General features: G+C 63.1%; 13 protein-coding genes. 4 read left to right on the top strand and 9 right to left on the bottom strand.

Annotation, left to right across the window (positions count from 1 at the left end):
- Positions 1 to 659 precede the first annotated feature (659 nt).
- Positions 660 to 1,292 (bottom strand): Vgb family protein, encoded by a 633-nt coding sequence (locus tag B5P46_RS19125; RefSeq protein WP_129420084.1) that lies wholly within the window; start codon positions 1,290 to 1,292, stop codon positions 660 to 662.
- A gap of 49 nt (positions 1,293 to 1,341) precedes the next feature.
- Positions 1,342 to 2,562, bottom strand: a complete 1,221-nt coding sequence (locus tag B5P46_RS19120; RefSeq protein ID WP_129420083.1) for a helix-turn-helix domain-containing protein — start codon at positions 2,560 to 2,562, stop codon at positions 1,342 to 1,344.
- A gap of 119 nt (positions 2,563 to 2,681) precedes the next feature.
- On the opposite strand from B5P46_RS19120, the gene B5P46_RS19115 reads away from it, so the two are divergent.
- Both B5P46_RS19115 and B5P46_RS19110 read left to right on the top strand, forming a co-directional pair.
- Positions 2,682 to 3,479 carry a DUF899 domain-containing protein gene (locus tag B5P46_RS19115; protein ID WP_129420082.1) on the top strand — a complete coding sequence of 266 codons (798 nt, stop codon included), beginning with the start codon at positions 2,682 to 2,684 and terminating at the stop codon, positions 3,477 to 3,479.
- Between the two features lie 5 nt (positions 3,480 to 3,484).
- On the top strand, positions 3,485 to 3,856 hold the full coding sequence (locus B5P46_RS19110) for a hypothetical protein (protein WP_129420526.1): 372 nt from the start codon (positions 3,485 to 3,487) through the stop codon (positions 3,854 to 3,856).
- 188 nt (positions 3,857 to 4,044) lie between these two features.
- Here B5P46_RS19110 and B5P46_RS19105 read toward each other — a convergent pair whose 3' ends face one another.
- The 7 genes from B5P46_RS19105 to B5P46_RS19075 all read right to left on the bottom strand — a co-directional run bounded on the left by B5P46_RS19105 (position 4,045) and on the right by B5P46_RS19075 (position 11,174).
- On the bottom strand, positions 4,045 to 4,686 hold the full coding sequence (locus B5P46_RS19105) for a metallophosphoesterase family protein (protein WP_129420081.1): 642 nt from the start codon (positions 4,684 to 4,686) through the stop codon (positions 4,045 to 4,047).
- 492 nt (positions 4,687 to 5,178) lie between these two features.
- Positions 5,179 to 6,009: an inositol monophosphatase family protein gene (locus B5P46_RS19100; RefSeq protein ID WP_129420080.1), complete on the bottom strand. Its 831-nt coding sequence runs from the start codon at positions 6,007 to 6,009 to the stop codon at positions 5,179 to 5,181.
- Positions 6,006 to 6,836: a glycerophosphodiester phosphodiesterase family protein gene (locus tag B5P46_RS19095; RefSeq protein WP_129420079.1), complete on the bottom strand. Its 831-nt coding sequence runs from the start codon at positions 6,834 to 6,836 to the stop codon at positions 6,006 to 6,008. The genes B5P46_RS19100 and B5P46_RS19095 overlap by 4 nt, the downstream gene beginning before the upstream one ends.
- A complete protein-coding gene (locus B5P46_RS19090; protein WP_129420078.1) occupies positions 6,833 to 7,954 on the bottom strand; it encodes an ABC transporter ATP-binding protein in 1,122 nt (373 codons plus the stop codon). The genes B5P46_RS19095 and B5P46_RS19090 overlap by 4 nt, the downstream gene beginning before the upstream one ends.
- Before the next feature lie 2 nt (positions 7,955 to 7,956).
- Positions 7,957 to 8,874 carry an ABC transporter permease subunit gene (locus B5P46_RS19085; RefSeq protein WP_129420077.1) on the bottom strand — a complete coding sequence of 306 codons (918 nt, stop codon included), beginning with the start codon at positions 8,872 to 8,874 and terminating at the stop codon, positions 7,957 to 7,959.
- Between the two features lie 3 nt (positions 8,875 to 8,877).
- Positions 8,878 to 9,768, bottom strand: coding sequence for a carbohydrate ABC transporter permease (locus tag B5P46_RS19080; protein WP_129420076.1), 891 nt, complete (start codon positions 9,766 to 9,768; stop codon positions 8,878 to 8,880).
- 98 nt (positions 9,769 to 9,866) lie between these two features.
- Complete coding sequence (locus B5P46_RS19075) at positions 9,867 to 11,174, bottom strand: extracellular solute-binding protein (RefSeq protein WP_129420525.1); 1,308 nt, start codon at positions 11,172 to 11,174, stop codon at positions 9,867 to 9,869.
- Positions 11,175 to 11,383: 209 nt separating this feature from the next.
- Between B5P46_RS19075 and B5P46_RS19070 the strand changes: the two genes are divergently transcribed.
- Positions 11,384 to 12,535, top strand: coding sequence for an ROK family transcriptional regulator (locus B5P46_RS19070; RefSeq protein WP_129420075.1), 1,152 nt, complete (start codon positions 11,384 to 11,386; stop codon positions 12,533 to 12,535).
- 98 nt (positions 12,536 to 12,633) lie between these two features.
- A complete protein-coding gene (locus B5P46_RS34480) occupies positions 12,634 to 12,807 on the top strand; it encodes a hypothetical protein (protein WP_164986510.1) in 174 nt (57 codons plus the stop codon).

Raw genomic sequence — 12,807 nt, 5'->3', positions numbered from 1 at the left:
ACTGAAGGGAAAGAACGCCGCCGCTGGTATTGCCCGCGAGAGTGAACGCGCCTGTGTCGATGGTGATCGGTTTCGAGGGCGCGATCAAAGTGGCGGATGTAACGGCAAAAGTGCCGGTCAGCTGGATTGTGGCGGTCGGGTCGCGGTCAGCGTTCGCAGCCGTGATAGCAGCGTTCAGCTGCGCCTGACTGTTCGCCGTGTAAGTCGCCGCCGAAACCGGAGTTGCGAACGGACAGCCGAGACTCAGCGCCGCTAAGCAGATGCCTGAAAGAAGCTTCTGTTTCCTGGTCCTATGAAACACATTGCTCGCCCGCATATGCCGCCCCCAATAAAATGCTCTTAAAGATTGATTTAAAACAAGCTTTATCGAATCGGCAACTAAGCCGCGATTAAAATTGACGAGTGTTAAGAAATTATGATGGTCTCGGGCGCTAAAAATGGCCCTGAAGGCAAAGCCGTTGATCGGCCACCCGGCTGACGGCAGCCGAAACATCGCCGCACTTTGTTTTCCTTGCAGCGGCTGGCCGTCCCCCCGCCCACACCGCATCGACAACTTCGCCTTGTCTTTTTTGCCTCTCCCGGCCCTTCGCATAGCTCAGGGCGTTCGGCCCTGTGATCGATCCACTGGATCGATCACTCCCGCTTTGCGGGACCAGGCCTCACCCCGGCCGGCGCACCGCGCGAATCTTGCCGCTGCCGCCACCACCGCAGAAGAAGCAGTCGGCGCCGTCGGATTCGAGACCGGAGACGCCGGTGCCCTCGGGCATCTCCAGCCGCTCCAGCACCTCCCCCGTTTCGGGATCGATGCGCCTGACGTCGCTGTCGTCGCCCTCCCAGGTGCCGTGCCAGAGCTGGCCGTCGACCCAGGTGACGCCTGTCACGACGCGGTTGGATTCGATGGTGCGCAGGATCTTGCCAGTTTCCGGGTCGATCTGATGGATCCTGCGGCCCCGGTGCTGGCCGACCCAGAGCGAGCCTTCGGCCCAGGCAAGGCCGGAATCGCCGCCATTGCCGGGCGCCGGGATGGTGGAAAGGATACGTCCGGTCTTCGGGTCAATCTTGTGAATGACATCCTCGGCGATCTGATAGAGGAACGTGCCGTCGAAAGCCGTGCCGGCATGCGACGCGACCTCGATCGAGCGTACCACCTCGCCGCTTGCCGGATCGAGCGCGTTCAGCTTGTCGCCCGAGGCGAACCAGACGTGTTCACCGTCGAAGGTGACGCCATTGATGTGTTCCGCGCCTGGGAAAGGTCCGTATTCGCGGATGATCGTCGCTGTCGATTTCTTCATCTCTTCCATCCTGTTCGCCCGTAGGGCCATCTTCATCAGTCAGACCATACTAGTCGCTTGGCAAAGGTCCCGGGAGTAACAAGATCGTCGGGAAACCGGGTAGCGGCGGGCTCATCCAGCGCCGCGCCCGCCCGCGCCCCAAGGACTGCACCCTGCCTTCATCGGCGAGCGAATCCAGCGCCCGCTGCACGGTGCGCGGGCTGGCGCCGAGCGCGATCGCCAACGCCGAGCTCGACCACGCCTCGCCATCGGCGAGAAAGGCAAGCACCGCCCCATGCTGGCCTTCGACCAGCGGCGCCAGCACGGCGGTCTCTCCGGCACGGCGCGGCGAAAGCGCAAAGCCGCGTTTCGTCGCCGAGACCTCCGCCAATCCCCGCATTTCGGCACGCAGCCGGCCGATCTCGACGCGCAGCCGGGCACGATGCGATTCATCGGCATGTTTGCCGCGGAAAGCGCGCGCGATGAGTGTGCCGCGTGCCACATCCGCCGGCCAGGCTTCGGCAAGCGTCCGGGCGAGCGTGAAGAGCACCGGCCGCGTTGCCAGCGACACCGAAAGCTGATCGTCGCGCACGACATGGCGGCAGGCATCGACGACGAGCGTGCCCGAACCTAGCAGCTCTTCCACCTCCTCGAGCAGCAGCGGGCTTTCCCGCCAGCGCGAGATCAGCCGCGCCACGGGCGCGTTGAGCACGACGGCGGCATTTTCCACCTCCGCCGTCAATACGGGCATACCGGCCTCGCGCGCCGCCTGCCTCGCCCGGTCGAGTGCTGCACGCGCCGCTTTCGTCTGCAGGCGCCGGATCGCGATGCCCGCGACCACCAGCTCATGGGCAGCCCTTGCCGCCGGCGGCAGCGGCGTCGGATCGAGTGTTTCGAGCGCCCGCTCGGCCTCGTCGAGCCGGCCGATCAGCACCAGCCGGCGAAGCTCGACATTCCTGGCATGGGCGGCATTGATCCTGTCGCCATGCGCTTCGAGCACCTTGCGCGCAGCCTCCAGCTCCTTAGGCGGCCAGGTGAGATCGCGCGAGACCAGCGCGATCTCGGCCTCGGCGACCACGCAGCGGGCTCGCGCTATCGCCTCCCTTGGACCGAAAGCACGCGCCGCACTCTTCAGCAGCGCCTTGGCGCGGACGAGATCGCCGAGCTGCGCCATCGCGATGCCGCGCAGCGCCAACGCCGGCGCATCGTCGCGAAGGGCCACCCGCTTCAGCGCGCCGAGCGCATCGCCCACTGCCAGCGCCCGCGCCGCCGCCGTGATCAGCGAGTCCATTCAAATCCCGTCACACTTGTCACTCCCGCCATTCCCCCACTCGGCCTTAGATTTGTCGTCGACCGGCAAGCAAGCCTGCGCCGGATGCTACGACGAGAGACAGGCAAAGGAGAAGACCCATGACGGCACAGCTGAACACAACACGCCAGCAGTGGCTGGCAGCAAGGCTCGATCTGCTCGAGGAGGAGAAGGAACTGACCCGGCAGAGCGACGCGCTGGCGATGAAGCGCCAGCAATTGCCGCGTGTCAGGATCGACAAGCAATACCGCTTCGACACCGACGGCGGCAACGTCTCGCTGAAGGATCTCTTCGGCGGGCGCTCGCAGCTTCTCGTCTATCACTTCATGTTCGGACCGGATTATACCGAGGGATGCCCGTCCTGCTCCTCGATCGCCGACGGTTTCAACGGCTTCTTCGTCCATCTCGAAAACCACGATGTCGCCTTTTGGGCGGTCTCGCGCGCGCCGCTCGCAAAGCTCGAAGCGTTCAAGCGGCGGATGGACTGGAGCTTTCCCTGGGCCTCCTCCTTCGGCAGCGACTTCAACGGCGATTTCAGCGTCTGGTTCTCTGCCGAGCAGCAGCACCAGGGCGAGGTAGACTATAATTACCGCCGCGAACCGCCCGCGCCCGAACCCCTCCCAGGCAGGACTGTCCAGGAGTGGCAGCCCCGCGACAGCGAGGCCCCGATCGCTCAGATCGCCGCCATGACCGGCACCGACGTTCCCACCTATACCCGCGACCGCCCGGGTGTCAGCGCCTTTGAGCTCATCGACGGCGCCGTCTACCACAGCTATTCCAGCTATGCGCGCGGGCTGGACGGGTTATGGGGCATGTATCAATGGCTCGACCGCGCACCCAAGGGCCGCAACGAAACCGGCATCTGGTGGCGCCACCACGACCGGTACGGCAAGGAGTGACGCCGATGCTGCTCTCCGCCCATACTCCAGAGCGAGGCGACGGCAACGTCGCTCTCAACTCCGCCGAATGGCTCTCGCTGGCCGCCTCAGCAGACGCATCAGCTGCTAAGCCGAGCAGTGGCATCGCTAGCCCGGGCGGCCGGATCGCCGCCCGCGCCGGCGACTGGCTATCACTCGCCGCCGCTCCGACATTCGCGATCATGGCGCTGCTGACGGCCACGACCGGCAGCGCCGACATGATCTGCATGACGACGCCGGATGCCTTCCCGATCGGCGGAATGGTGCCCATGTACTTGCTGATGAGCGGCTTCCACCTGGCGCCCTGGCTGCGGCTCGCCGCGCCCTCTTCTCCCCAGCGGGGAGAAGATGCCCGTTAGGGCAGATGAGGGGGTGAGCGGCAAATCCGCGAATGCACTGAGCGCAAGCGAAGGGCAATGAATGATGTGCCATGCGGCCCCCTCATCCGACCCTTCGGGCCACCTTCTCCCCGCTGGGGAGAAGAGGGAGCAAGCCGCACTCCCGCTCAGCCGCGTCCGGCCTTACCCCCTTACCAAAGCGACCAAGTTCATGCCCTCACCTCGATAAAGTCGATCGGCCCGCCGGCAATCTCGTCATCGAACACCGCGCAGGAAAGCTTGCCGCCGAAGACGCAGCCGCTGTCGATGTTGGTGCGGTTTCCTGTCGTCACCGGATTGGACAGCGATGGTGTGTGGCCGTGGACCATGTGCTTGCCCCAATAGTCGCCGGACCAATCGGGAGGGAATCGTATCCATAGAAGATCCTGCTCGCTCTGCCGGTCCAGCGGAAATGCCGGATCGACACCGGCGTGGACGAAGATGCGATGCCGATCGACATGCGTGAGGGGACGATCGGCCGCCCATTGCAGATGCTGCGGCAAAACCCTGCCGCCATAGGATATTTCGGTCTCCAGCCCGCCGTTGCCGAGCCACACGGCTCTGCTCTGACCGTCGGCATAGGCAGCGACCATCATATCCTCATGATTGCCTTTCAGGCAGATCCATCTCCACGGCCCCGATGGACCGGCAATGATCCGGTCGAGAACACTTTTGCTGTCAGGCCCGCGATCGATATAGTCGCCAAGAAAGACAGCCGTCCCTTCAGGCGCATAAGCCTCGATCCGATCGATCATCCTTTTCAGCGGATCGATACAGCCGTGGATATCACCTATGGCGAATGTGTAGCGCATGTCTCATTTTTAGCGCCTGTCGGGGGCCAGGTGAAGTCCGGACCGCTGCCGGATCTCAACGCTGCCGGCAGAAAATCCGACTCGTTTCCCTGCACTTGCGGTGATTGCCTCGCCTCTGGCTTGAGTTCGCATATTGATCCCAGCATCGGCCATCGAGGACGCTGATCCGCGGAGGAATGTCGCCTCCATCTCCCCGCTTATAAACTCGCCCAACCTCCCCTCCGTCATTCCTGTGCTCGTCACAGGAATCCAGTGCGCTCACGTCCTTGAGCGCGGGAGAAGTGCTTCGTAGGATGAGAGTCCCTCACGTGGACACGCCGTGGCTGGATTCCTGTGACGAGCACAGGAATGACGGAGATTGGTGAGGCGCTTTCGCCTGAGATCCTGTCGGCACACCAGGAACAGCACGCCGAATGCTGGATGACTGCATGGCTGGAATGGCGCGTCGCAAGCGACGGCGCGCCAGAGCTTCGTGCCAAAGCACAATCGCCTTCACTCCTCGACAAAACTCCGGCCAATCGCCTCCCAGCTTGCCGAATCCGGCGCCAGCAGCAGCCTTCCCCTGGCCATTGCCGGGCGATAGGCTTCACCGCTGAGCAATGCCCCGTAGCCGCCGGCTTCTTGGTGGATCAGCACGCCGGCGGCGTGGTCCCAGGGTTTGAGCTCGGCGTTGAGCGAAAAGCTCATAGCGCCTGTTGCCACCGCCCGGTATTCATAAGCCGAGCAGCGCCATGTGGTCGTGCGGGCAAAGTGCAGCATGCTCCGAGCGTAGACCGGCTGCTCCTCGGCGGGAAACATATGCAGCGGCACGAAGCCGTGCATTTCCCCAATCGGCCCTGGCGGTGCGACGCTGAGCCGGGTCTGCGTGCCATCGCGGGCGATGTGCCATGCACCCTGCCCCAGCCGGGCGGCGAGGTAATCGCCGGTCACCGGATAGTGGATCAGCCCGGCCACCGTCTCTCCGCCGGAGACGATCGCCACGATCATGCCGAACAGCGGCAGGCCGTGGGCGAAATTCCAGGTGCCGTCGACAGGATCGATGATGACGGCGAGATCGGCGTCGCCAAGCCGCGTCAGAATGGCGGGATCGGCCGAAACCGCTTCCTCGCCGACCAGCAGCGCCTCGGGAAAGTGCGCCGACAGCGCTTCGTTCAGCCGTCGCTCGGCGCCGAGATCGGCATCGGTCACCAGATCGTCGGGCGCCGTCTTGGTGCGAATACCCTCGGCGGTGACGCCGAGGAAGCGGGGCAGGATCTCCGCCACCGCCGCCCGGCGCATATCCTCCATCACGGCCGAGAATATGTCGTCCGACACTTCCCTCATGCGCGGCGCGCCTCGATATAGGCTTTGAGCGCCGCGGGCTGGTCGGTCTGGATGACGCTGATGCCGGCTGCCATCATCCGTCCCCAGATTGCATCCGGATCTTCAAGGGCCGCACTGTCGGTCAAGCCGCAGCAGGAGACCGGATCGAGCGTGTTGACCCAGAGCGAGATTCCGGCGTTGCGCAGACGCTCGTGCTGGCCGGCCAGCGTCTCAAGCGCATCGAACTTGGCTTCGCACATGAAGGGGCGCGCCGCGATGACTGCCTTGGCTGTCTCTTCGGCGCTCCCGACCCTGAAGAACGCCTGGCCCATGAACGGAATGCCGTCCATGCCGGGCTGCCTGGCGAGCCAAGCCAGCGCCTCCGGCGTGCCGGCGCGAGCCTTGAGATCGACCTGATCGGCCATGCCCATCTCTTTGACCTTGGCGGCAACGATGCCCATCATCTCGAGGTCCTTGAGATCGAGATCGACGAAGATGCGGCCGCGCACGGTTTCGAGCACTTGTTCCAGCGTCGGAACGGTCTGCGTCGTGAACGGCTGGTCCGGCCCGCCATCGGCCATGCGCAGCCGCAGGCTGGTGATCTCGGCGATCGTCATCTCCTCGGGGATGCGGTCGATGCCGGCCATGCGCTCGAGCGTGTCGTCATGCAGGATGAACAGCACGCCGTCGGCGCTCTGGCGGATGTCCACCTCGACGATGTCATAGCCGCCGGCAATCGCATTCTCGATCGCGGCGAGGCTGTTCTCAGGAGCCTGATGCCAGGCACCGCGATGGGCGACGATGGCGCAGGAACGCGACGGGTCGGCAATATGGTCGATGTATTTCATGAGACTTCCTTTGAGTGCGCGCCGAGGGCGCCTGGTATGGCCCTGCCGCTTTCCGCATCGAAGAGATGCAGGCGGGTGGGAGGGAGATTGAGAGAGAGTTGGCTATGATCCGGTATCTCGACGCCGAAGGGTGTCGCGATCCTGACGACCGAGCCGGCGAGTTCGGCCGCCAGGATCGAATGCGAGCCGAGATCCTCGCGAAAACGCAAAGCGGCCGTGGCAGCACGCCCGTCCGCCTTGCTATCGATGAGGATATCTTCCGGCCGGATGCCGAGCTGATAGGCGCCTGTAAGCCGCGCTTGCGCCACTACCTGCCCGTCGGCGAGCCTGAGCACCGTGCCGTCGCCGATGACCGGCAGGATGTTCATCGGCGGCGCGCCGATGAATTTGGCGACGAAGACCGAGGCTGGATGGTGATAGATCGCCTTTGGCGTGTCGAACTGCTCGATCCGCCCCTTGTTGAGGATGAGGATGCGATCGGCCAGCGTCATCGCCTCCACCTGATCATGGGTGACGAAGACGGTGGTGGCGCCGATGCGCCGGTGCAGGTCGGCCAGTTCGACGCGCATGTCGTGGCGGAGCTGAGCATCGAGGTTGGAGAGTGGTTCGTCGAACAACAGCACGCCCGGCTCGCGCACGATGGCCCGGCCGATCGCCACGCGCTGGCGCTGGCCGCCGGAGAGATGCCCGGGCTTGCGGCCGAGATAATCGGAAAGGCCGAGCATCTTCGCTACCGCCCCGACCCGCTCGATGCGCTCGGCCTTCTGCATACCGGCGACCTTGAGGCTGTAGGCAATGTTGTCGAAGACGCTCATATGCGGATAGAGCGCATAGTTCTGGAACACCATGGCGCAGCCGCGATGTTTCGGTTCCAGATCCTGCACCTGCCGGCCGCCGATGACGATCGTGCCGCCGCTCACCCGCTCCAGCCCGGCGATCATCTGCAAAAGCGTGGACTTGCCGCAGCCCGAAGGCCCGAGCACGACGGTGAATTCGCCGGCCCGGAGCTCGACATCCATCGGCGGGATGACCACGGTCTCGGCGTCATAGGCTTTGGTGACATCGTTGAGCGTGATGTTGGCCGCGGCGGCGCGGATGGCCATGTCGATGGCGGTCATGGCTATTTCTCCGTGAGAACGAGGCCCTGGACGAGATAGCGCTGCAGGAGCGCGATCATCGCGAGCGGAATGATGGAAACGATGACGGTAGCGGCCATGATCATCGGGAAATCGGGGACTTCGCCGTCGGCATCGGGAACGAGCCGCGCAAGACCGACGACGGCCGTCTGCATATCAGGTGTCGAAGCGGCAACGAGCGGCCAGAGATATTGCGTCCAGCCGCTGAGGAAAGTGAGCACGAAAAGCGCGGCGAAGCTCGTTCGCGACAGCGGCAGCAGGATATTGAACAGGAAGCGGATCGGCCCTGCCCCATCCATGCGCGCCGCCTTGAAAAGGTCTTTCGGCAGGGTGAGGAAGAACTGGCGGAAAAGGAAGGTACCTGTGCCATGCGCCACAAGCGGCGCGACGAGGCCGAGAAGCGTGTTCAGCACGCTCCATTCGAGCTTCACCGGCGCACCGAAGATATTTGCGATCAGATCATTGAGGCCGGTAACGTCAAGCAGAGCATTCAGCGGCGAAAACACGTTCGCGGCCACCTGATAGGTGGTGATGACGCGGATATCGAGCGGCAGCATGATGGTCGCGAGAATGAGCGCGAAGACAACGCCCGCCCAGCGAATGCGGAAATAGACGATCGCATAGGCCGACAGGAACGACAGGATGCAGGTGAAGATCGCGACGCTGAAGGCGGTCAGCATGCTGTTGACCATCTGGATCGGGATATGCGTCTCGGCAAAAACCCGCGCCATATTGGAAAAAAGCGCGGTGCCGGGATACCAGGCAAGCCCGTTGCGCAGCATGAATTCATAGGACTGCGAGGCGGTCGCAAGCGTCAGGTAGAGCGGCCCGAGAATATAGACGATGCCGACGACGAGGATGAGGCTGGCTGCGATGTTGAGGGAACGTGCGTTTTCGATCATGGGTCACCGCTCATAATTGATGCGCCGGCCGAGGAAGAGGAACTGGGCGGCGGTGAGGAGGACGACGAAGACCATCAGGATCGCCGTCTGGGTCGAGGCGCCGGAAAGGTCGTAGCCTGTGAAGCCGTCGGTATAGATCTTGTAGACGAGCAAAGTCGTCGAGCCGCCTGGACCGCCCTTGGTGATCGTATCGATCAGCGCGAAGGCCGAGGTGACGCTCTCGGTGAACTCGAGCACCAGCGTCAGGAAGAGCTGCGGCATGATGAGAGGCAGCTGCACGTCCAGGATGCGCCGCCACGGCCCGGCCCCGTCCATCGCCGCTGCCTGGTGCATGGTCTTCGAGATCGATTGCAAGCCGGCGAGCAGGATGACGAAATTGAACGGGATGCCGCCCCAGACATGGGCTGCAATCAGCGTGATGAAGGCATCCGTGCCGTCGATGCCAGGCGCCCATATGCCGGGAAAAGCGCTGTTGAGCGGCGCCAGCATGCCGACGAAGGGATTGAAGATGAAGGCGAAGACGACGCCGATCGAAGCGCCCGCCACCCCCTTCGGCCAGATCAGCACGTTGCGCGCCGGCAGCGCCAGGCGGATCTTCCGGTCGGCCGCGACCGCAAGCACCAGCGGGATCAGCACCGCCAGCGATGAGGCGGTCACCATGAAGATGACGGTACGCCAGCCGGCCTCCCAGAATTCGGGATCGGACAGCACACGGGCGAAATTATCCCAGCCGACGAACATCGAACCGCCGCCGAATGGGCGCTCCAGGAAGAACGACCAGTAAAAGGCCTGAAAAATAGGCACATAGAAGAACAGCGCGATCAGCAGCATCAGCGGCGCTACCAGGAGAAGCGGCAGCCAGCGGTGGTTGAAGAGCGAAGATTCCGACGTCATGGAGAAGCCCTGCATTGGAAGACCGGCACGGGCGTATGGGCCCCATGCCTGACGCACGGGAGCGCTTGGGGCGCGCACCCGTGCGTGGGATGTCGGGATCACTGCAGCTTCACGCCCTTGTAGGTCTGCTCGAAGCGGCGCAGCAGCTCGTCGCCGCGTTTCTTGGCATTGTCGAGCGCCACCTGCATGGTCTCACCACCGGCGAATGCCTTTTGGGTTTCTTCCATGAACACCTGGCGGAACTGCACGTAGAAGCCGAGGCGGATGCCGCGGGTATCGGGCGTGCGCTGCTGGTTCATCGACTCGATGCCGACGGCGGCCGTTGCATATTTCGGGGCACTCGCCTCGCCGCTCTTGGCGATCGCATCCATCACGTCGTTGGTGACGGGGACGTAGCCGGTGGCGGCGGTCAGAAACATCTGCTGCTCGGGACGGCGCACGAAGTCGAGAAAGGCCTTGGCGCCTTCGACTTCGGCCTTATCGTGATCCTTCATGATGTAGATCGAGGCGCCGCCGACGAGCGTGTTGTGGCGCTCATAGCCCTCATACATCGGCGCCAGGCCGACGGTGATCTCGTACTTGCCTTCGAAAGCCTTGGCCGAGGCGGTATAGGAACCCGAAGAATTCTCCATCATCGCGCATTCGCCGGTGTTGAAGGCGGCGGTGAAGTTGCCGGCCTTGGTATCGGCATTGAGCTTGACGAGCCCTTCCTTGCGCCAATCCACAAGGTTCTGCAGATGCTTGGCGGCGAAGGTGGTGTTGAAGACATATTCGCCGTCAAGGCCGTCAAAGCCGTTATGCTTTGAGGCGATCGGCAGGCCGTGGCGGGCGGAAAACTGCTCGAGCACGCGCCATGTATCGCCGTCGGTGGTAAAGGGGCATTCATGGCCCGAAGCCTTCAGCTTGCGGGCAGCCTCGATGACCTCTTCCCAAGTCTCGGGCGCCTTCATGACGCCGGCTTTCTCCAGCTCGGTCTTGTTGGTGTAGAAGAGCAGCGTCGAGGAATTATAGGGCTGCGCGAAAAGCTTGCCGCCTGATGTTTCGTAATAGGCGCGTGCGCCGGCGATGTAATTGTCCCACTTGACGTCCGGCAGCACATCCTGGACCGGCACGACGGCATCCGACAGCATCAGGTCGAGCGTGCCGGCGTCGAAGAACTGAATGAGGACGGGATGGTTATGGGCGCGGAAGGCGGCGATCGCCTTCTGCATCGACACTTCGTAGCTGCCCTGGCCGACGCAGGTGACGTGATGCGCAGATTGCGCGGCATTGAAAGCGGCGCACTGATCCTGGATCGCCTTTTCGGCAGCGCCGGTATTGCCGTACCAGAATTCGATGTTGGCGGCCTGCGCAGAACACGCGCCCGCCATCAGCGCGGCCGCAGCCGCGAGAATGGAAATCTTCATCTTGCCCTCGCCTGTTTTGATAGCCGGGTTCATGCCCGGCACCGTGACGGCGCTTTATTACACACAGCGTGTAACAATTTGGTGACGCACACAAGACACTTGTCGCGGAACGAGGCTGCTGCTATAAGGTAAATGAGCTAAGTGGCCAGGAAGACAACAACAATTACTACACCTCTATAGTAATTTTTTTGACGAATGAGGTGTTTGATATGGCCTATTTTCCGGAGCCGCTGATCGCGCCGCACTTCCTGCGCGAAGGCGGCGGCGTCGTCTCCTCGAACGAGCGCGACCTGCTGAAGCTGATCTGGCGCAATCCCGGCCTTTCCCGGTCGGAAGTCACCGCCCACACCGATCTCACCCAGCAGTCCGTCTACCGCATCATCGACCAGCTAGAGGAGCGCGGCATCGTTTCCTTCGGCTCGCCGAAGCCCGGCGCCGGCCGCGGCCAGCCGAGCCCGACGCTTAGGCTCGACGGCCGCTACGCCTATTCCTGCGGCATCTCTGTCAACACCGACGTGATCGGCATCTGCCTGATGGATATATCGGGCAATGTGCTGGCCGAAAGCAGCATCGCCCTGCGCGAACGCACCATGGCCCAGGCGCTCGATCTCGTTCGCGAGCAGCTGATCGAACACCAGAGGGCGAACAATCTTTCCGAAGAGGCCTTCTTCGGCATCGGCTTTGCCATTGCCGGCTTTCACGTCAGCGGCACCCGCTTCAATGCGCCCCTCCCGCTGCATGAATGGTCGCTGATCGAGCTCGGCCCGCTGTTGTCGGAATTTTTCAACAAGCCGGTCTGGGTGCACAACGGCGCTAAGACGGGAGCCATCGCCGAATCCATGTTCGGCGTCGGCCGTTACATGAAGCACTTCGCCTATCTCAGCTTCAATTACGGCTTCGGCGGCGGCCTGATCACCAACGGCGAACTGCTGCATAACGGCATCGGCAATGCCGGCGAATTCTCAGGCATCTACGACGCCGAGGAAAACAAGCGCCGGCCGGCCTTGCAGTACCTGATCGAAAAACTCAACCGCAACGGCGTCGACGTTCCCTCGATCAGCTATATGCGCAGGCATTTCGATCCGAAATGGCCGGGTGTCGCGGAATGGGCGGATGAGGTGACGCCGGCCTATAACCGCCTCATCAATGCGATCTGGGCGATCTACGACCCGCAGTCGATCATCTTCGGCGGCCAGGTCCCTTACGCCCTGGCGCAAATGCTGATCGACCGGACCGAGATCTACGACCGCCCCCGCTACGGCGTGCCGCGCCCCCGCCCGAAGCTTGTCATCTCCGAAATCGCAAGCGACGCCTCGGCCATGGGTGCCGCAGTGACCCCGTTCAAATCGGCCTATTATTGAACCCGCCGCGTCCTCGCCCCCTCGAGCCCGAAACCGACTCCTACTCAGCGACTTACGGCAATTCCCTCTGCTTTTGCCTGAGGAAGCCAAATGGGCAAGTGGCGCTGGACGAGAAGTGCATTTTTCTCCCGGACCCGACGCAGGCGATTTTCGCCCGGCCGTTCCTGCGCTATGATCTGATTCTGGCGCAGCCCACGCCTCCCCCCTCCATCGGGAAAGCAGACTTCATGTGGGGCCACCTGAAACCGAACCGACTGTTCGAGCATGCATAA

Source organism: Rhizobium leguminosarum, assembly GCF_004123835.1.
GTDB classification, from domain to species: domain Bacteria; phylum Pseudomonadota; class Alphaproteobacteria; order Rhizobiales; family Rhizobiaceae; genus Rhizobium; species Rhizobium leguminosarum_M.
The sequence above is the reverse complement of the archived record's forward strand: the minus strand, read 5'-3'. Positions and strand labels throughout refer to the sequence as shown.